Source organism: Paenibacillus sp. FSL R5-0914 (assembly GCF_038004525.1).
Classification (GTDB): Bacteria; Bacillota; Bacilli; order Paenibacillales; family Paenibacillaceae; genus Paenibacillus_AQ.
In genome coordinates this window covers 2,961,023-2,981,963 of sequence record NZ_JBBORH010000001.1, presented here as the reverse complement: position 1 = coordinate 2,981,963, position 20,941 = coordinate 2,961,023, and the positions used below count along the sequence as shown (strand labels likewise).

The 20,941-nt window shown below is 43.4% G+C and carries 15 protein-coding genes; 3 read left to right on the top strand and 12 right to left on the bottom strand.

The annotated features are described in order from the left end of the window. Window positions 1-4: 4 nt before the first annotated feature. On the top strand, window positions 5-1,108 hold the full coding sequence (locus MKX60_RS13100; protein ID WP_341060057.1) for a sensor histidine kinase: 1,104 nt from the start codon (window positions 5-7) through the stop codon (window positions 1,106-1,108). 81 nt (window positions 1,109-1,189) lie between these two features. On the opposite strand, the gene MKX60_RS13095 is transcribed toward MKX60_RS13100, so the two are convergent. Further along, complete coding sequence (locus MKX60_RS13095) at window positions 1,190-4,633, bottom strand: collagen binding domain-containing protein (protein ID WP_341060056.1); 3,444 nt, start codon at window positions 4,631-4,633, stop codon at window positions 1,190-1,192. Between the two features lie 280 nt (window positions 4,634-4,913). On the opposite strand from MKX60_RS13095, the gene MKX60_RS13090 reads away from it, so the two are divergent. Further along, a complete protein-coding gene (locus MKX60_RS13090; protein ID WP_076299557.1) occupies window positions 4,914-5,672 on the top strand; it encodes a YwaF family protein in 759 nt (252 codons plus the stop codon). A 57-nt stretch (window positions 5,673-5,729) separates the two neighbouring features. On the opposite strand, the gene MKX60_RS13085 is transcribed toward MKX60_RS13090, so the two are convergent. From MKX60_RS13085 to MKX60_RS13065, 5 genes are all read right to left on the bottom strand, one after another. Continuing rightward, a complete protein-coding gene (locus MKX60_RS13085; protein WP_042190291.1) occupies window positions 5,730-6,161 on the bottom strand; it encodes a peptidylprolyl isomerase in 432 nt (143 codons plus the stop codon). Window positions 6,162-6,306: 145 nt separating this feature from the next. Further along, window positions 6,307-7,641, bottom strand: a complete 1,335-nt coding sequence (lysA, locus tag MKX60_RS13080) for a diaminopimelate decarboxylase (protein WP_076284538.1) — start codon at window positions 7,639-7,641, stop codon at window positions 6,307-6,309. Window positions 7,642-7,768: 127 nt separating this feature from the next. Further along, on the bottom strand, window positions 7,769-9,382 hold the full coding sequence (locus tag MKX60_RS13075; protein ID WP_076284655.1) for a spore germination protein: 1,614 nt from the start codon (window positions 9,380-9,382) through the stop codon (window positions 7,769-7,771). A gap of 707 nt (window positions 9,383-10,089) precedes the next feature. Continuing rightward, window positions 10,090-10,515 (bottom strand): stage V sporulation protein AB, encoded by a 426-nt coding sequence (locus tag MKX60_RS13070; RefSeq protein WP_076284537.1) that lies wholly within the window; start codon window positions 10,513-10,515, stop codon window positions 10,090-10,092. Continuing rightward, window positions 10,512-11,174: a stage V sporulation protein AA gene (locus MKX60_RS13065; protein ID WP_339266226.1), complete on the bottom strand. Its 663-nt coding sequence runs from the start codon at window positions 11,172-11,174 to the stop codon at window positions 10,512-10,514. Before MKX60_RS13065 ends, MKX60_RS13070 begins: the two co-directional genes overlap by 4 nt. A 263-nt stretch (window positions 11,175-11,437) precedes the next feature. Between MKX60_RS13065 and MKX60_RS13060 the strand changes: the two genes are divergently transcribed. Then, window positions 11,438-12,472 carry a glycoside hydrolase family 53 protein gene (locus MKX60_RS13060; RefSeq protein WP_042190300.1) on the top strand — a complete coding sequence of 345 codons (1,035 nt, stop codon included), beginning with the start codon at window positions 11,438-11,440 and terminating at the stop codon, window positions 12,470-12,472. 54 nt (window positions 12,473-12,526) lie between these two features. On the opposite strand, the gene MKX60_RS13055 is transcribed toward MKX60_RS13060, so the two are convergent. The 6 genes from MKX60_RS13055 to MKX60_RS13030 all read right to left on the bottom strand — a co-directional run bounded on the left by MKX60_RS13055 (window position 12,527) and on the right by MKX60_RS13030 (window position 20,833). After that, window positions 12,527-13,573, bottom strand: a complete 1,047-nt coding sequence (locus MKX60_RS13055) for a glycoside hydrolase family 53 protein (protein WP_340971632.1) — start codon at window positions 13,571-13,573, stop codon at window positions 12,527-12,529. Window positions 13,574-13,575: 2 nt separating this feature from the next. Continuing rightward, window positions 13,576-14,454 (bottom strand): carbohydrate ABC transporter permease, encoded by an 879-nt coding sequence (locus MKX60_RS13050; protein WP_042190304.1) that lies wholly within the window; start codon window positions 14,452-14,454, stop codon window positions 13,576-13,578. A 24-nt stretch (window positions 14,455-14,478) separates the two neighbouring features. Further along, a complete protein-coding gene (locus MKX60_RS13045; protein ID WP_042129685.1) occupies window positions 14,479-15,369 on the bottom strand; it encodes an ABC transporter permease in 891 nt (296 codons plus the stop codon). Window positions 15,370-15,616: 247 nt separating this feature from the next. Then, on the bottom strand, window positions 15,617-17,320 hold the full coding sequence (locus MKX60_RS13040; protein WP_341060055.1) for a sugar ABC transporter: 1,704 nt from the start codon (window positions 17,318-17,320) through the stop codon (window positions 15,617-15,619). Between the two features lie 109 nt (window positions 17,321-17,429). Then, on the bottom strand, window positions 17,430-19,070 hold the full coding sequence (locus MKX60_RS13035; RefSeq protein ID WP_076284533.1) for a response regulator transcription factor: 1,641 nt from the start codon (window positions 19,068-19,070) through the stop codon (window positions 17,430-17,432). An 11-nt stretch (window positions 19,071-19,081) separates the two neighbouring features. After that, window positions 19,082-20,833 carry a sensor histidine kinase gene (locus MKX60_RS13030; protein WP_076284532.1) on the bottom strand — a complete coding sequence of 584 codons (1,752 nt, stop codon included), beginning with the start codon at window positions 20,831-20,833 and terminating at the stop codon, window positions 19,082-19,084. Between the last annotated feature and the right edge of the window lie 108 nt (window positions 20,834-20,941).

The window sequence follows — 20,941 nt, the reverse complement described above, 5'->3', positions numbered from 1 at the left end:
CTAGATGAACTTTAAAAGATTCGATACCTTATCTTGGAAAATAGTTGGCTTTAGCCTAACGAGTCTAGCTCTTACAGCAGCAATTTTATTGGTCGGCTATTATGGGACATCCCTTTTGCTATGGCTCAATCCTTCTCATTCCTTCTGGGGCGTTAAACTCATCCGCTGGGTGACCAATAACATCGGTTCTACTCCTATAGTGATTCTTATTGGGGTTCCTTTATTTATTTTTTTCATCCTGAAGCTATCCAGAAATACAACAAGCCATCTTCATAACATTTCAAGCGGGGTTCAAGCGATTGCTGACGGCAACTTATCTTTCAAGGTACCAGTAACAGGAACGGATGAACTCGGTAAACTCGCCGAAAATATGAACCTCATGGCGGGCAAGCTAAAATCCGCTATAGATGAAGAACGAGCAGCAGCGAAAGCAAAAAATGACCTAATCACTGGTGTATCCCATGATCTTCGAACCCCTCTAATTTCTGTACTGGGATTCCTGGAATATGTGGAGAAGGATCGTTATAAGAACGAGGTTGAGCTGCGTTATTATGTGAATATCGCCTATGAGAAGTGCCTGACTCTTAAAAAGCTGATCGACGATTTATTTGAATATACACGTGTTAGCAGCAACGGGCTTCCCCTTAATATGGAGCCTTTAGATCTCGGCAAGCTGCTCAAAAAGCTTGTCGAGGAATTCGCTCCCGTATTGGAGCAAGCGGATATGACCTGCCGTATTCATACGGATATGGGCCCTTTGATTATCCATGGTGATGCGGACGAGTTAGTACGATTATATGAGAACCTATTTACCAATGCGGTTAGATACGGTAAAGAAGGTAAAATTCTAGATATTTCCGTTTATAGAAAAGATAACAGTGTGATTACTACATGCACGAATTACGGTAACCCGATCCCTGCCACGGACCTCCCCCACTTATTCAAGCGATTTTATCGTGTAGATAAGTCACGTTCCAGGGAGACTGGCGGAAGCGGCTTAGGACTCGCGATTGCCAAGAGCATCACAGAGCTCCACGGTGGAACAATTTCAGCCAAAAGCTCACGTAAACAAACCGAATTCGAGACTTCCTTCCCTGCGAGTGAATAGGTTCTGAACACAAACAAAAGCACCCGACTATAATCACGCCGGGTGCTTCTTTCAGTTCAATTTCAAATCATACTTATTCACTTACTTTAAGTTTCCTCCACGTCTAAACACACTGTTTAGAATATAGCCTATGGCTATTAATCCAATACCTGTCATGTAGAGCGGCGCAGGGCTACTTTCTCCCGTCTTTGGAAGCTGAGGGGCACTTGAAGTGCTGTTGTTGACTGTACCTTTCGGAACTTCCTCATCAACAATGTCGACTTCACCCAAAGGAACATTTTCATCTGTAATAACTAAATCAGGAGTTCCTACTTCTTCTGATGTCGCGGATTCCAGATCGCTCGTATTCCCAGGGCCAGCAGGTACTGCCGGATCATTGATGATTACTCCTGGCACCAGCGAACTCGTAGGTGTAGGTGTCAACGGACCTCCTGGGGTTCCTGAGGTTGGTGTAGACGTAGGTCCTGATGTCGGCTCTGTTGACGGAGTAGCCGTCGGTTCCGATGAAGCTGATGGTGTTGCGGTTGGGACTATAGTTGGTTCTGGCGTTGCAGTAGGTGTAGGCTCAACTGCTTTTTGATTCGTAAATACGAGTTGATTCGTTGATGAAGAATGAATGGACACTGGATGCTCTTTAGGATCAAGTACATAGCCACTAGGAGCTGTCGTCTCAATCAATACGTAGTTACCCAACCATAATTTATTGAATGTTACTGTACCAGCGGAATCTGTGGTTAAGCTATTAATAAATACCCGGTCTGAGCCGTTAAGGCGATAGAGTGCAAAAGTTGCATTTGCCAGCGTCTTCAAGTTGTCCTCTGCATCCAGCTTCTTGATCATCAAGGAACCTCTAACCCCGCTACCTGATCCTGATCCACTCGACACACCGACGATAATTTCTTTAGAAGAATCTTTGCTTATTTCGATAACATTAAATCCACTGAAACGAACAGTATTAATAACTTTGTCTCCTGTATTCGCCATAATCAGGGATTGATAGTCGAGAATATAAGGTTTACTAATCTCCTTGGCGAAGCTTAAATCAAACGACTGCTTGCCGTCTACATCTGTTTTTATTTCTAAGCTGTAATCGATACCCTGAATCAATTCAGGTCCGCTTTTTGTTACATCCCCATTTTCAGCTACGATTGTAGGATACAGATGGAATGAATCCTGCAGCAGAATCTGATTAGCGCTAGGAGTATCGTTGATTAACGCATTCTTCACAGTAGACTGACTACGATTAATTTGAATGCTCCAATCGATTTTTTCGCCATTCTGAACACCATTTTTCAAGAGATATTCGTCTCCATAAGGAATCTTTACGGTAGCGTTCAAATCCTTGGATACCTTTTTTGCCCCATCATAGAGATTGGCTTTATTATCAATAGAAGTGCCAATGACTTTGCCTTCAAGACTTGTATGAAATTCTATATAATAAGCGGATTGAATAGCATCTGTAAAAGAGAGCTTCAGCTCATTATTACCATTAACACCGTAAGTGTATTTGCTACTGTTTACCTCGACACCTTTCGTTGGGTCTCCATTCTTAGCAACATTCATGGTGTATACTTTCAGCGATCCAGGAACCAGGGTTTGACCCGATTTCAAAATATCCACGACTTCTGGCTCTGCAACCGTTTTGCTATTATAATTGACCCCTAATGTCCAAGCTAATTCTTTAGTTGAAGCATTATAAGAACCAAACTTCAAACCATTGCTTTTCGCTTCAGTTCTTGGAATAAATAGCCCTTCTGCTTCTGTTGTGCGAGGAATTTCGGACGTGTCTAACCAGTCCATCCTAACCTTGTTATTGAAATTTTCAGTATTAGACCAAATCCAATCCTTATTAAATTCCGTTGTATAGCTAATCGTATAAAGACCAGTAATCTGCGAATTAAAGACAACCTTGAATCCTTTATTAGCCTGAACAGGAGCATTGTAAACCAAACTATATTTGGAAGGATTCAATACATTCCCATTAGAATTTCTAATTACGAGTGATTCCGGAATAAACTTCAGTCCGCCAAACGGGAATGACTCCGTAACTTCAACCTGACCCATTGGATAGTTATCACTGTTTAATGTGACTTTCCATCCAACCGTTTTATTCTGATAATCTACGCCTGATAAGTTCTTATACAAAATGGCTGACCGTATTAAGCGTGTAGCTTCTCCAGTATAGGTACTGTCCGTAACTGTATTAGTGATTATGGTATCTTCAAACACACGCTTTACAGCTTTGGTCTTATATTCGATTCGATAAGGAGATGTTACATCTTGTTTAAATTGTAAGGTGAACCCTGACTTATTCACGTCTGAAGCTGCAACTACAGTGTAATCAATATCCTTGGTCAAAAGATTACTCAACGTTGCTGTACCCGCTGAATCCAGTTGCACCGTGTATACTTTTATAGAATTGGCTACTAACGCTTGAGAATCATTAAACAAATCCTTTAGTACAGCATTTCCTTGCGGAATCGTTTTTTTATTATAGTTATATTCGATTGCCCAGGAAATGATTTGATTGCTCCAGTCATATCCGCTAGAGTACTTGTTCAAACTTCCTCCTCGTTCTACTTGAACAGTAGCAGAAGAACTTGCAGGAACTTGCCCATCTCCTGTAAAAGTCGCTGTATTCGTGAAGCTTAGCCGATGCTCATCAGTAATAGCTGTGGAGTATTCAATACGGTAAGCACTCGAAATCGCAGGATCAGTGAAATGAACATTTAACGATCCTCCAGTGAACTCTGTAGAATATTTACTGGTATCGAGTAGTGCGCCTTGTGTTACCGAACCGTCCAACTGGATACTCAGTTGATACACACTCACAGTAACCGGAGTGCTAAGTGACAAACCTGTTGGTATAGGGTCCGTTACGACTGCATTTCCAACAGTTTTTAATGATTTATTTACGTCAACAGACCATAGAATATGGTCTGCATTAAACCCCTGAGGAATCCCCCTCTTCTCAATGGTCGATCCTACATTCGGTTTAAAATTCACAGTAACCGTCTGAACACCACCGCTCACCGGAAATAAAATCTGCTGAACAGTACTTCCTGAGATTTTTTGTTTATCAAACTTAGTATTGATCCGAAGCGTTCCTTGCACGTCATCATGCGTTTCTATGTAGTCGTTAAAGGTCATTGTTACTTGGTGTGATAACTGCTCAACTGTAAAAGTTCCTACATCTCCATCCTCTGAGACCAACAAGCCGCTAATATCATTAAAAAGCTGAAACTGCTCTGGAAGCTGAAAGGTAAAGGTGTCACCTTGCTTGTACGGATGAGCTTTAGGAAGAGACCACGTATAATCTAATGTTACATTAGCTTCTTGCTCATAGACGCTATCCGTAACCGTCTGCCCGTCTTCACCATATACAGCCATTGAGACACTGGTGATGATATTCCGCTCTTGATCGATTGCCGCTGCTTGTACTTGTGGAGTGAACCCGATGCCATAGGCATATTGCGCTACAAGCATCAGAATAACGATCATCACACTTATTCTTTTCTTTAACATTATCCTAAAGCCTCCAATTCCTTTTCCAATTTGATTTTTCTATGTTTGTATCCCCTCTTGAAGCGTAATCTCTGCCATTCCTCATGCTCGAATGCTTCTTATGTAATTCCGCGCCCATTGCCCCATCTTATGTTAAAATAATGAAAAGCCATCCTTTTGTGGGTTAGCTGACAGAATGCATACATATATAACCATTTTATGGATGTTCAGAAACAGAAAATATCAAAAATTTACAAAGTTGTTTTTTGAAGTGCTTTTTAGGTACGAAGGAGGTTGGTTCATGCATCTTTCATCTTATTTTGATCGACAGCGTACGGAGGATTTCATTATGTTCTCCCCTTCACATTGGATTGCTCTGTCTATCATTACATTGGTCTGTATACTGTTTTACAGTTTAAGATTCGAGATTCGGACTGATGTGAGACTTCGGCAAAGTGTGCGCTTGCTGCTGATTATTATTCTTTTGTTCTCAGAAACAGGACTTCAAATATGGTACCTCTCTCAAGGCGTATGGCAATCCAGCAGCTCACTCCCGCTCGAACTATGCGGAATTACTTTACTACTATCCGTTATCATGCTGATCACTCGTAGCCGAGCACTATATTCCTTTCTGTATTTTGCTGGGATTGGTGGAGCATTCATTGCTTTACTCACACCGAATCTGGTCTATCCATTCCCTCATTTCCGATTTCTACTGTTCTTTATAGCACATGGTGGTATTGTTCTCGCTTCACTTTATATGACCTGGATTGAGGGCTATAAGCCCACTTGGAAATCTCTCCTGTTCACCATGCTTGGACTAAACATTGTGGCCGCTTGTGTGTGGATCGCCAATTACATCCTAGGATCTAACTACATGTTCTTATCTCATAAGCCCAGCACTTATTCTGTATTGGATTATTTCGGGCCTTATCCTTATTACCTGCTTGTTGAAGAGTTGTTTGCCTTCATTGTGTTTCTGCTCATGTATTTGGTATTCTTCTGGGTGCCAGAGCAGCGTAAATCGAGACGTAAACGAATAAGCCGGATTCCTTATTAAATAAGAAAAGGCCAGCCTCCGATAATCCGGAGACTAGCCTTTTTAAATTAAGAATTCTTAAGCTTCGATGATTTCTACCGAAGTCATTTTGTCGCGTCCTTTGAAAGTATCAACAAGATCCATACCTTCAACTACTTTACCGAATACAGTGTGAACTCCATCCAAGTGTGGTTGCGGTGCATAGCAGATGTAGAACTGGCTTCCGCCTGTGTTCTTACCCGCATGTGCCATAGCAAGTGTTCCGCGCTCGTGTTTGTTTGGGTTGATTTCGCAGTTGATTGTGTATCCTGGACCACCAGATCCAGTTCCGTTAGGACATCCGCCTTGAGCTACAAAACCAGGGATAACACGGTGGAATGTCAATCCATTGTAGAAACCATCTTTTGCTAGCTTTTCAAAGTTAGCTACAGTGTTTGGTGCATCTTGATCGAACAAGTCAATCAGCACTACGCCGCCATTTTCAAGAGTAATTTTCGCTTGCTTTGCCATATGTAAATGACCCCTTTCAAAATTAACAAATTTAGAATACCTCAATTATATTACTATGAAACTACGCACAAAGCAAAGCAAGCAGGAGTAATTCCTGCTTGCTCTTTATGCCTTACCAGTTTTCCCTACCTAACATTAACGGCTGTTACTTAGCAACAGCAGCTTGTTTAGCGATACGCTCAGGAACAATATCGTTGGCAATAAGATCATTATAGCTTTCGCGACGCACTACAAGATCGCTGTGTCCGTTCTGAACGAACACTAAAGCCGGACGACGAAGCCGGTTGTAGTTGCTCGCCATGGAGTAATTGTAAGCGCCTGTGCAGGCTACAGCCAACAGATCGCCGCTTTCAGCCTCAGGCAGCTCTACATCCCAGATCAGCATATCTCCGCTCTCGCAGCATTTACCAGCGATGGATACAGTTTCTGTAGCCTCTTCATTCGCACGATTAGCAAGTAATGCCTCATATTTAGATTGGTACAATGCAGGACGTGGATTATCAGTCATCCCACCGTCGACGGCAACGTACTTACGCACGCCTGGGATATCCTTGTTCGTACCTACTGTATAAAGTGTAGTACCTGCATCTCCAACAATACTACGGCCCGGCTCCACCCAAATTTCAGGCAAAGCATTATAGATTCCAGCAAAATGAGTCTTCACGGCATCCGTAATTGCAGTTACATATTCAGAAACATGTAATGGGGTATCCCCCTCAACATAACGAATACCGAAACCTCCACCTAGGTTTACTACACGGAAGTCCACTTCCAAACCTTCTTTAACACTACGAGCAAAACTCGCTACACGTTCAACAGCAAGCTGGAATCCATCCGTTTCAAAAATTTGAGAACCAATATGGGAATGTACGCCAAGCAGCACTAAATTCTTTTTGCTGACTGCCGCTTTAACTGCTTCATAAGCTGATCCATTACCGATATCAAATCCAAATTTGGAATCGGTCTGGCCTGTTGTTATATACTCATGCGTATGAGCTTCGACACCTGGTGTCACACGTAACAAGATGTTAACCTTAACTTCTTTACGTGATGCAATCGACTGCAAAAGATTAAGCTCTACCAGATTATCGACTACAAAGCAGCCGATCCCGGCATCAATCGCCATTTCGATCTCTTCAGAAGTCTTATTGTTGCCATGAAAATGAATGCGTTCTGCAGGAAAGCCAGCTTGCAAAGCAGTATAAAGTTCGCCATCAGATACAACATCAAGCGACAAGCCTTCTTCATCAGCCAAACGAACCATAGCCATTACTGAGAACGCCTTACTTGCGTAAGCTACTTGGAACCCAAGTCCAGAGGATTTAAAAGCATCCATATATTCCCGGCAACGTTGTCTCACCAATTGCTCGTCCAATATATATAGCGGGGTTCCATATTCCGCCTTCAATTCAGTTACATCACATCCGCCGATCTCCAAATGCCCAGCATCGTTAATTCGGCTAGTACCGTGTAGAAACATTCTTTAGTCCTCCAATTTCTGTGGAATATCAAGGTTCCACCCTGTCTTTAGTGTATTCAGTATAACAGACAGTGGGAACTCCATTGAATGGACTAATTTGCAGTAGTTTTGTATTTTCCTACGATTGTTAATCATTCTTTTGAGTAGGCGGCACCCTTGTATTGTCTCTAGTTTTGTTGAAAGACGGCCTTGTCTTCGAGCTTAAGACTGGCTTACGCACTAGAATTTCACTCATTGCCTTTGCATTAAAAGGTATAAACGGCCACATATAAGACGAGTTATAGGAGCGATGGGTAGTAAGGAAAATAGTCAGTAGCGTCGTGCCAATCATAAATCCTGGCACCTGGAATGCCGCTACGGCAACTAGCAACGCAAGCCTGACGATTCGATTCGCAAGACCCAGCTCATAACTCGGGGTTGCAAACATACCAATGGAGGCTACAGCCATATACAGAACTACCTCGTTTACAAACAAACCACTCTGAACCGCTATATCGCCAATCAATATAGCTGCAATCAGACCCATCGCTGAACCTAAAGGCGTTGGTGTGTGTACTGCAGCCATCCGCAGTAAATCAACCCCAAGCTCCACAATTAGAAACTGGGCGAGTATTGGAATTCTGGCGGTCTTTTGAGGTCCAATGAAATCCAGCATAGCCGGCTTTAGTTCAGGATGAATGACAAGCAACATCCATAGCGGCAGCAGGAACATGGACGCAAATATACCGATGAAACGGACCCACCGCAAGTACGTTCCCATAAAAGGAGTCTGACGATTCTCCTCTGCATGCTGACAAAGATCAAAAAAAGTAGTCGGAAGAACAATAACAATTGGTGAGGTATCTACAAACAGTATTACCCGTCCCTCCAATAAATTGGAAGCTACGACGTCGGGGCGTTCAGAATAACGCACCATAGGATATGGATTCCATCCACCGCCGATAATCGCCTCCTCTAATTGTTTATCTGCCAGAGGAATACCATCAATATCAATGCTTTTGATTTTGTCGATAACAGACATAACCTGTGTTTTATCAACGATATCATCAATGTAAGCCACGCATACATCTGTTTGTGTCCGTCGTCCAACCCGAAATAGCTCATATTTCAGCCCTGGATCTCGAACCCGTCTTCTGACAAGCGAGATATTGCTCAGTAAAGTCTCTGTAAAACCGTCGCGCGCACCGCGCACCACCCGATCAATCGAAGGCTCGGCTGGACTGCGACTAGGATAAGAACGAGTATCCATGATGATAACTTTGTTCTCACCTTCGACGAATAGCACGCTCAAGCCTTCTAGTACCTTCTCGATACTTTCGCTTAAAGAATTCCCCTCTTCCACCTGGATGTGAGGGACATATTCATTCATAAAGCTAGACAGCACACCCGTAGAGAGATTCTCAGAGGTGAGATAGGTCAGACGTTTTAGAATATCATCGGTCACATCTGTGTTGGTAAAACCACTTAAACAGAGTAGAGCTGTCTTATGTCCGCCAAAGGACATCTGTCTGAACGTTACATCAAAGCTTGTGCCCAGTCCCATTACCTCAGTAAGTGTTTGTTTCGTATCTTGCAAGGACATTGGGATTTCATCATTACCTTGCCAGTAAATGACGGATTCTTTTAATGAGTTGGAGTGCTCGCGATCTCGTTTCTTCTGTAGCTTGCTGCTTCCCTTTTTATTGCTGTCTTGTGACTCTTGTTGCGCTTGCTTTTTAGATAGTTTGGACTTTGGCGTCACTTTGGCTTGAGATTCTTCCCCGGACTCTGTTGCGGACTCTGATCCGCCTGTTTGTTGGGTATTCTGATCTTGCGCCTCATCTTCGGATTCAGAGTCTGAATCTAAGCCGAATAACCTGGCAAAAAATCCTTTACTAGGCTCATTCTGCTCCTGATTCCCGAGCTCATCTGACGCCTCTGCATCCTGCTGCCCGGAATCCGGCTGTGCAGCTTCAGCGCTTTGCTCTTCTGCCCCAAGCTCATCCGATGCCTCTGCATCCTGCTGCCCGGAATCCGGCTGTTCTGATGCTTCAGTGCTTTGCTCTTCTGCCCCTAGCTCCGTAGATGCTTCTGCATCCTGTTGCCCGGAATCCGGCTGAGCTGATGCTTCAGCGCTTTGCTCTTCTGACCCTAGCTCCGCAGATGCTTCTGTATCCTGTTGCCCGGAATCGGGCTGTGCTGACGCTTCGGTACTCTGCTCTTCTGCTCCTAGCTCCGCAGATGCTTCTGCATCCTGCTGTTCTTGACTCGGATCAGCTGCTGTAGTATTTTCCGCCGGATCTGCGTCTTCACTGGTCATAGAAGCTCCGTTAACCTCGGTATGATCATCAACTAGATCCTCTGCGGTATTCTTCATTGCTGCGGCAGCCGCAGCGTTTTCTTCCTGATGATCCTCTTCTGGCAGAGAATCACCGCTGTGAATAAATTTGCTCATTCCATAACCTCCGTTTACTGTCGGTATACAAACCAGTCGAACAAAGAACCCGCGACCTTCCCGCTTACCATCGCCATTAACAGCCCGAACAAATAATGTGTCATGTTCAAGCGTTTAGCGAGTATCGGCAGCACATTTAATACCTCGGTCAATGCTGCAGCGAGCATCCCGACAAAAATCCCGTCAAAAAGTCCTATACCAAGTTCAACTAAAGGACCTGAGGATATTTTCCAATTCCAAAAATCACTTACGGTTCCTAGCAATGATCCAACTACCATCGCACCCTCGTACCAATGTACTTTATCGTAAGAAGAAGTTAATTGAGCCAGACGGGGCACCATGTCGAGAACCACAAATAAAGCGATCACACCACCACCTACAGCGATCCCCCCTGCAATACCCAGCAGCAAATTCAACCCTAGTGTTATAGGTGCCGTCATCTTCCGTCCTCCACGTTCTCTGGTTGATTTTCTCCACGGCGCCTCATTTTGCTATACTCCTCATTGATGACGTATTGGTCGATATTTTTCTGATACAGGTACATTTCCACTTCTAGCGGTGTAGGCTCTTCATTCCACTTTTTCTTAAATAAATGGTTGAAAAAAATGACCATCCCAAAGCCGATTCCTACAGAATACGCAATCTGAAATACAACCGGATGTTCATCCCGATGACCGGTTATCATCTCCACAATTCGGATTTGAACCTCCTGCATGTTTACATCCGCATGAAAATTCATGATTGTCAGCGCAGATCCGAAGAACAGCAGCAGCCACACTAAGACAAACATCGCTACTGAAGGCTTCCGCCTCTCCACTGGACCTTCAATCTGCACAATCGTTCTCCCTTCACCGATCGGCTCAATATCCGCTTCCGGCAAAAGCTCATAAATGCGGGGAATAACCATCAGAAGGTCAATCAAAATTAGATTACCGTCACTTTGCTCTGGCTTCATTAGCAGAATCGATTCCAACGACTCTTTCAGCTCTGGCTCCGCGATCAAAAATGCAATATCACCCAATGTGACACCTTTACCTTTGGGCACCGTCACCCGGTTCTTAAGCTGTATATAGATGGCGGGAGCAGAATGTTGTTTCATCCGCATTCCTCCTAAAGGTTGTGATCAAGTAGCTCCGGTGCAAGATAACGGTAGTATGGGAGTAAAGCCTTATTTTTACTCTTGAAGCTCTGAATCAATTTCCAAAGATGCTGAAATGTTGAATTTTTATTGGTATCGGGAATGCTTACCCCACCTTACAATCTTGTTATAAAAGAGAAAGGAAGGAGTTTTATGTAAACGGATACAAACATCGCTAAACTAAGGGCGCCTGTTGTTAAAATCCTAATCCGGAGGTTATGATCATGAACAAACAGAACTCAAAAACAACGTTCAAATTGTTCGTTTGCCTGTCTCTCGTGTTTAGTATGTGTTTCAACTTTGGGAATAACAAACCAGCGGAAGCTGCTACGACTTTTGCAAAAGGGGCTGATGTAGGCTGGCTATCGGAGATGGAGTACTATAATTGGTCTTTTTACAATGATAACGGTGTGAAACAAGACCTACTGCAAATTCTCAAAGATCACGGAATGAACTCCATTAGACTACGGGTCTGGGTTAACCCTTCCATTAATTTCTCTAACAAAGCCGATGTTGTGAAACAGGCCGTTCGGGCCAAGAACATGGGTTTCCGAATCATGATTGACTTTCATTACAGTGATACATGGGCAGATCCCGGCAATCAGAAGAAACCTGCTGCCTGGACCAGCAAGAACTTTACAGCTCTAAAGACAGCGGTATATGACCACACGTATGATGTTATGAATACACTCAAAGCTAGCGGTGTTACGCCGGAATGGGTACAGGTAGGGAACGAGACGAATAATGGAATGCTTTGGGAGGATGGAAAAGCTTCTGTAAGTATGAGTAATTTTGCCGCGTTGATCAATTCAGGATATAGTGCAGTAAAAGCGGTCAGTAGTAGTTCAAAAGTCATCGTCCACCTCTCTAACGGCTACGACAATTCCTTATTCCGCTGGATGTTTGACGGTCTGAAGTCTAACGGTGCCAACTATGATGTGATCGGCATGTCACTATATCCCACTACAAGCAACTGGTCTACACTGAACGCTCAGACATTAACGAATATGAATGATATGGTTGCCCGGTATGGTAAAGAGGTGATCATTTCAGAGGTCGGCATGGACGTTAGTGCTCCAACAACGGCGAAAGCTTTTCTTACCGACATCATTAGCAAAACAAAATCGGTAAGTGGCGGCAAAGGGCTTGGCGTGTTCTATTGGGAACCGGAGAGTTATGGTACATGGTACGCTTACACAAAAGGTGCCTTTGATTCTTCTGGTAAGCCTACGGTGGCTTTAGATGCCTTTTTGAATTAAAAAAGAAGACAGCCACGGTGCTTAACCATTGGCTGTCTTCTTTTCTAATAATCTTTAGAAATGGAGCGAATCCAGTTTCTTGCCTTCAAAATCAAACAGAGCTAAATTGGACCACCCATTCTCATGCCCAACAGACCATTCCTTTTGCGAAGGAATCCAAGCAGGCTCCCAGTAATAAAAGCCGATTCCTTTTCCGTTAGGTGTATTCTCAATTACGTTTATGAAATCCTTCATATACTTAGCTTGACCCTCTTCTGTGGCTGGATAACCATCATGGAGCTGGGCTTCCTCATTCACAATTACTGGAAATCCTTCAGGTGCATTCAGTGTCCATGGATAGGCTGTTTCCACCACAATGATATCCTTGTTATAACGCAGCGCTAATTCGTTCAGGTTAAGCTGTAAGTCGTCCAAAGTACCATGCCACCAAGAGTAGAATGATAATCCGATAACATCATAATTTACACCATGTTCTAAGAAACGATCAAAAAAGTTACGGCTCGCCGGATGATCAGCACCCCGGTCAATATGGATCATGATGGACAAGTCAGAATCGACGGATTTCGCACCCGCTATACCTGCTTTAACTAGCGTAGTGAACTGCTCCCACTGCTCCGGAGTATCACAATCTCCATCAACCTTGCCTTCTCCCCATAACATGCCTGGCGTAATTTCATTACCGATCTGCACCATATCGGGCAGTGTGCCTTGGGACTGTAAAGCTTCAAGGGTCTCGCGTGTATACTCATACACGGCGGATGTCAAACCACTGAAGTCAAGTGCCTCCCAAGCTTTTGGCTTCCATTGGTTAGCTGGATCCGCCCATATATCTGAATAATGAAAATCCAGTAGAAAATCCAGCCCTGCTTCTTTGATCCGCTTTGCCATAACCAGCGTCCGTTCCAAATTGCAAAAGACACCTGGAGGGTCATTCCAAATCCGCAGCCGTATGGCATTTACTCCATTGTCCTTAAGGATGTGGAGTAAATCCTCACCTTCCTCAGCAGTCCGAACAGAGCGACTATGGAATTTGCCTCCACCCTGCTCTATTTCATCCAAAAACGAGATGTCCATTCCATTGATAAATGTCGTTATCATCATCCCTACTCCTTTACAGAACCAAGTGTCATTCCTTTAACAAAATACTTCTGCAAGAATGGATATACGATTAGAATAGGAGCAGCCCCGATAAAGATTTGCGCGGCTCTAACCGTTGTCTGCGAGATTAATTCCATCTCCTTCGGATTAATGCTCATGGAGCTCATATCCCGTTGAATGATAACGGTCTGCAGAAAGGTCGCCAGCGGAAACTGCTTGGAATTGTTCAAGTACAACAGTCCATCGAACCAGGAGTTCCAGTGGAACACCATACTAAACAGTGCAATCGTCGCAATCGATGGTAATGAAATCGGTAAGTAAATGCTGAACAAGGTACGGAAATGTCCTGCACCGTCAATTAGCGAAGCTTCCTCCAAATCTTTAGGAATACCGCGGAAGAAGTTCAGCATCAGAATTACCAAGAATGTATTCACCGCGCCTGGCAGAACGAGTACCCAGAAGGAATCCATTAAGCCAATCTTTTGAATAACAATATAGAATGGAATCAGACCACCATTAAACACCATGCTGAACACGAACAACCAGGAATAAACATTCCGGCCTTTGAAGGCTGAGTTTTCCTTAGATAGCGGATAAGCTGCCAGAAAAGTAATCAGAAGCGTAAGTCCGGTTCCGAGTACAGTTCTTTGCACAGATACCCATATGGAGTGTAGGAATATCGGATTATTCATTGTCTTTTTATAAGCTTCCAGAGAGAACTGCTTTGGCCACAAGCCCACCAGATTGGCGTCAGCCGCAGACTTGGCACTGAAAGATACAGCTAATACGTGAATCAGAGGAACAATACACATGAGTGCGAGTATGATCAGAAAACAAGTATTGAATATGTTGAAAATACGATAACCTCTAGTTTTGTAATACATAGGTCTCCCTCTTCCGTTGGTAGTTTAGAAAATGCGATATCCTGCCCATTTTTTAGCCAGACTGTACGATACAAGGATTAAGACCATACTAATGGCTGACTTGAACAGTCCGATTGCTGTACCAAAGCCCATCTCACCATTCAGAATAGCTGTCCGGTATACGAAGGTGTCGATAATATCGCCTTTCTGATAGACCAGCGGATTGTAGAGGTTAAAGATCTGGTCAAACCCTGCATTCAATACATTTCCGAGAGCCAGAGTACCTACCACAACAACCATTGGCAGTAGAGAAGGCATTGTGATAAAACGTGTCTGTTTCCAGCGGGTTGCACCATCTATTTCAGCAGCTTCATATAATGAAGGGTTAATTCCTGCTAGAGCAGCCAGGAAGACGATCGTGTTATAACCAAATTCCTTCCATACATCTGTGAGAATGACCGTGAACCTGAACCAGTTATTATCACCTAAGAAAAATATGGGTTTAATTCCCATACTGCCGAGGATCTGATTGACGAAGCCATCTGTAGCAAGCAAATCTAGCAAGATCCCGCCAAGGATGACCCAAGACAAGAAGTGAGGTAAATAAACCAATGTCTGAATTGTACGCTGTATATAAACCTTGCGAATCTCATTCAATAGAATGGCGAACACAAACGGCACAGCCAGATTGAAGATCATCTTCAGAACGGCAATAATCAATGTGTTCCAAATGACCTGCATGCTGTCATTACGTTCAAATAGATAGCGGAAATTATCTAATCCAACCCACGCTGATCCCGAAATTTTTAGCCATGGCTTATAATCCTGAAACGCCATCACAATTCCGCCCATCGGTATAAAGCTGAAGATGATCAGGAATATCATCGCCGGCAGCAACATTAAGTGAAATGGCCATGTTTTTTTAAGTGTTCTCATTCTTGGTCCCCCATATCGTGTCAAGTTCTTCTGTAACCATACTCAAATTATAGCAACGACAGGATCCCCCAAATAGCGAGCAAAACCAATATATATGGTACAAAACCAATCTCTTTACCGTATAGAAACAGAAGCAAATTTATACAAATTCGGATAACCGCTAACGCAAAAAGAAACCGTTCCCACAGCTAAATAAACAGCTGAGGAAACAGTCCCGAATTGTGCTACTCATACCCTTAACAAAGCATTATTTTACGCTGTCATACCATTCATTTACTTCTTTAGTGATTTGGTCGCCGCCGCCTGATTTCCAGGTCGCTACGAAGGTATCGAAAGCTTCTAGTGGCTTGTTGCCATAGATAATCTCATTAAACGTTTGGTTCTCGATTTTGTTCAGATAATCCATCTTCGATTTCATAGTTTCAGTAGTAGGACCGGTGAACATATTTTTGAAGGATTTATCCTCTTGTGCCAGTAGAACCTTTGCAGCTGCAGGGGTATCCTTACCATAGTTCACAGCTACATCCTTCTCCAAACGAGTGGTTGGTTCAGCACCATCTGCAAGGTTAAGAAGAGCTTTCATTTGGGCATCCGGAATCCGGGCACCGTCACGAACCAGCATATAACGAACGCTGTTCACATAACCACCAGCAATTTTTTCATTATCAATCATCTTACCGTTTGCATCTAGTTCATAGTCATATCCTGCGAAGAGACCGTTATCTAGCTCGCTACCAGGCTTAGGATCAGCGAAGTTATCGAACAGATAGTTTTGATAGGTGAAGAATGCTTCTGGATTTTTCATTTTAGTGCTAATCAGAGTTACACCGTTGGTGAACTGTGTACCATGACGCATAACTTTACCATCTGGTCCCGCTGGAATTTCAATTGGAGCCCATACAGCATTCGGAGCATTCTTCACAGTATCCTGAAGCGGCCAACCGCTCATCCAGTAAGGTCCTGGGAGAATACCTGCTGTACCCGCCACTGCTGGCTCAGCTGTTTTGTTCTCATCCCAAAGTGCTGCTTCTTGAGGAATATAACCCTTTGCGAGCCATTCCTTCATTTTTTCCAGCCCTTGCTTCATACCTGCATTTACAGAACCGTATTCCAATTTACCATCAGCATCAAGATTCCACTGCTGTGGAAGAGTTCCGTAAGCACCGAAGATCCAAGAAGGATCGCCCATCCAAGTGTTCATCGATGTCTTAAAGCCGATACTGAGCGGAGTTACTTTATCTGGTGCCAAGCCATCAGGGTTCTGATTCTTGAAGGCATCCATAACCTTTTCCAGCTCATCAATCGTTTTAGGTGCTTGCATATTTAGCTTGTCTAGCCAATCTTGGCGGATCCAGAGAATGTAATCATGGTTGTACGCGTAATCAAGTACAGGAAGACCCATTTTTTTGCCATCGCGGCTGTATTGGTTCCATACGTTAGGATCCTGTGCCATGGCTTCTTTCCAAGTAGCTGAGGCGTATTTATCGAACAGGGTCCCCACTTCAGCATACATACCGGAATCGATCAAATCCTGAGCAATCGTGCTATCACCTGTACCGATCGTTACAACATCAGGCATTTCCTGACCAGATGACATCGACAGGCGTAGCTTGGTTCCAAAAGCACCATTCGTATCTGTGATGGACCAAAGTGATTTAATATTGATGCCGAACTTTTCTTTTGTCCACTTCGTAGCAACGTTATTCTCAATGCTTTCCCCGTTCTTGAATTTAAGCTCAGGGTCAACACCCCATACCGTTGTAATGGTTACCTCAGGATCATATTTATCCTTGTAGGCGTTTTCAGAATTAGATGTTGTATTGGTAGTCGTATCACCGGCTGTATTCTTTCCATCAGCGGCATTATTGCCCGAACAACCTGCGAGACTACCTACCAAAAGCATACTCATACACAGGAGCGGCAGCCATTTTTTTCTCTTCATCGCGCTCATTTTGTTCCCCCTTAGATTCCTTAAGTGTTGGTTATGACTTAATTATAGGGAACGAAGATGATGTCGAATACGTCATTTAAACAAGGTTTCTGCACCTTTCTCAACCTCTCTATCCGTCACGAAATTCATTTGGTGTCATATTGTAATGCTTTTTGAACATTTTGCTGAAATATTGCGGATTCTGATATCCGAGTTCGGTAGTGATTTCATAGATTTTTTTATTCGTATTCTTAAGTAAATAAAGTGCACGTTCCATCCGCATGCGGATAATATAGTCTCCGAGCCCTTCTCCTGTCTCTGCCTTATATATTTTAGATAAGTATACGGGGTGCAGATACACATGATCCGCTATCGTCTTGACCGACAGATCATGCCCAGAATGGTTCCCTACCAGCTCATGTACCTGCTTAATAATATAACTTTTCGTGTTCTGATCACTTTCTGAGAGTTCCTTCTGAAGCTTGTTTAGCATATCGAACGCCCAGTCCTTCAGTTTGTCAAAAGAAACAATGATGCTCTGAGTCAACATCGGATCGAACGCATATTGGTCGATTTGTGAGATGAACTGCCCCCCTTTGTGGGCAATGTACATGAATGCATTAGTAATGGACAGAAAGACTTCATACAGATGCTCACTTGAAAAGCGTGCATTCTCCATATCTCGGAACACATCAGCTATCTTCTGGCGGGCTGTATCCCATTGCTTAGATTCCAGCAAATGAATGAGCGTTGGCGGACGATAAAGGCTTTCGAGTGATTTGATGCTCATCATCTCCTGAAGATGACGATCCCCCAGATAAAGTACCGAGCCTGTTTCATTATGTGTTGTCAAATACATTGAACTTAAGCCACTTCGATAGGCAGCCGTCATCCCTTCGGGAAAAGCAAACCACTCCGTTACGATAAGCGATATCTCACCCTTCAGGTAGTTACTCACACTAATTCTGAAGTTAGCAATGGCTGACTTAAGGATTTGTTGTCTCGCAGCATCGTAATTATTCGACTTCTCTAACTCTCGCTGGATGACTGGCTTCAGTTCCACAAGCAAAATTAAACAATCATGGGGTGCTTTGCAAAACCAGACATGGAACTGCTCCTTAAAGAGCTCCTCGGCAATATTGCCGATGGCATATTCCATTAGGGAAACTGAATGATGATCCATTGCGGCATAATGTTTACCCAGCTGAATCAATAACATCGCCGCTTCAACATCTGATTCGAAAGAGATTTCATATTCCTTAAGCTTTAATGCAAGTGTCCGCTCAGACAGCACTCTACCAAGTAGTAACTCATGCATCAAGTTGGCCCGTAAAACACTGTAATCGGCTTTGCGATTATAGAGTAGTAAATGATATTTATCATGTGCTTCCCATTCGTCTTTTAGAGACTCTATCGCTCCGGAGATACTATTAATAAATTCCTCATCACTTACTGGCTTCAAAATATAATCAAACGCCTGTAGCTGAATCGCCTTCTTAGCGTACTGAAAATCAGAATAACCTGTCAGCAGAATCGACCGGATATCCGGCCATCTCTCGCTCACCGTTTCAATTAATTGCAAACCGGACATTCCAGGCATCGAAATATCAGTAACCATGATATCTATGTCCTGCGTTTCCAATATTTCCAGAGCCTCGGCACCCGATGCCGCCTGATGCACTTGCTTTACGCCAATCTCGTCCCACGGAATCGTGCGGGCCAGACTTTCTGTTACATAAGGCTCATCATCGACTAACAATATCTCTATCATCATATTCCCTCCTAGATGTCATCCATATTATTGTCAGTTAGCGGTAACAACCACTGAAGTTTAACCTGCAATCCTCCGAGTGATGATGGTGCAATCGTCAATCCAGCATCCTCACCAAAACGCAGCCGCATTCTCTGATGCACATTCCAAAGCCCGCAGCCCATTTCTTCATCCATCGCTTTGCCTAGCTTATTTTCCAATACGATAATTTCCTCCGGGGTCATGCCTTTTCCGTCATCCTCAACCGTTAATGTCATAACTCTTCCGTTGCATGTGCCCGTAATTCGCACCAGCCCCTCTTTAGAGACAGGCTCAATCCCATGGATAACCGCATTCTCGACCAAAGGCTGAAGAACCAACGGAGGAAGATCTCTTTTCCGCATTTGCGGCGGGATAAGAACTTCATATTGAAGTCTGCTCATCCTCATTTTTTGGATCTCCAGATAGTGAGTCACAAATTCCGTTTCTTCAGATAAAGCGACAAGATCGCGTTCTTGGCGGGTCGTATATCTGTAATATCGGGATAAATTATGCGACATACCGACGACAGCACCCATATTATCGAGCTTCGCCATACTCGTAATAAATGAGAAACAATTATAAAAGAAATGCGGATTAATCTGGGATTGAAGCTGCTTTAATCTAGCTTCTCGGACATGGATCTTTTCCATTAACACATTCTCAATCAGCTTCTGAATCTGTTCCACCATGCTATTAAACCTTCCGGACAGGAAGCTGAACTCATTCTTACCTTTGATCTCCACCCGAGCAGAGTAGTCTCCTTGCTTCAATCTCTGGAAGCCTCCAACCAATAATCTAACGGGCACCTGCACCTGAACATATAGTAGATAGGCTACGAGACAGCTCATTAATAACAATGCACCAATAGCAAAATAAAATAAGCGGTTGGAGGTTTGGATCGGATGTAGTATTTCTGACAGCGGCATATAGTCGATCAAATACCAGCCCATTTTATCCGAATAGACTATGTTTACACTGTAGGACTCACCATTAATGTTCACTGTACGATTTTCACTTTGCTTCAGCTGCTCTTGCTCCAGCCTTTTTACCAATTCATTAGCTAGCAGCTTGTCAGCACTACGGTTAAAGATAAGTCCAGTACCCTGTTTATAATAAAAAGGATCTCTCCTGCCATCACTTTTGAATTTATCCAGCATATCTTCAATGTTTCGGCTGTCAAACTCCACTTTCATAATCGTATTGACCTTTTCAGGAGTGAACTCTGACATGAAGGGGGTAAAAGAAAACCAAGAGAACACAAAATGGTCGCCATCTTGCTCAACGATCTTTTCTACATGCCAGCCTGACTTAACTTCCCGCTTCAAATCCTCATCCGAATACGGTATAGCATCATTCTCTGACACCATTCGGTGGATGGACGGTGAATAGAGGTACAACTTACTCTTCCAGTTGGAGGAGCTTTCCTGAATACTGATTTTGGTCTGAATCCGCTTAATCAGGTTAATCGCATCCAGGTTCAAATGTGTTCCCTTCAAATAAGTATCCTTCAAGCTCAAAATATCAGGATCATGAATGAGCAGGATCGGCCAGGAGGACAACAGCTCCATATTACTCTCTACTTGATTCTGAAAAAAACTGAGCTGATTGCTGTTCGAAGTATTTAACTCCGTACGTAGCACATCCGTGGTCGTCTTATTGGAATAGAAATAGAGGATCGTAATAGGAATCAGCATGATGACCATGATACTTACGATTTTGGTAAATAAATTATATCTATACACTTTCCTTCACACTCCGACTCAAATGTCATAGCCTCTATTGTACAAATAATCTTCATTAACGCATAGATAATTTCTGCCTGCAAAATGAGGTAGACAGATGATAGCTTG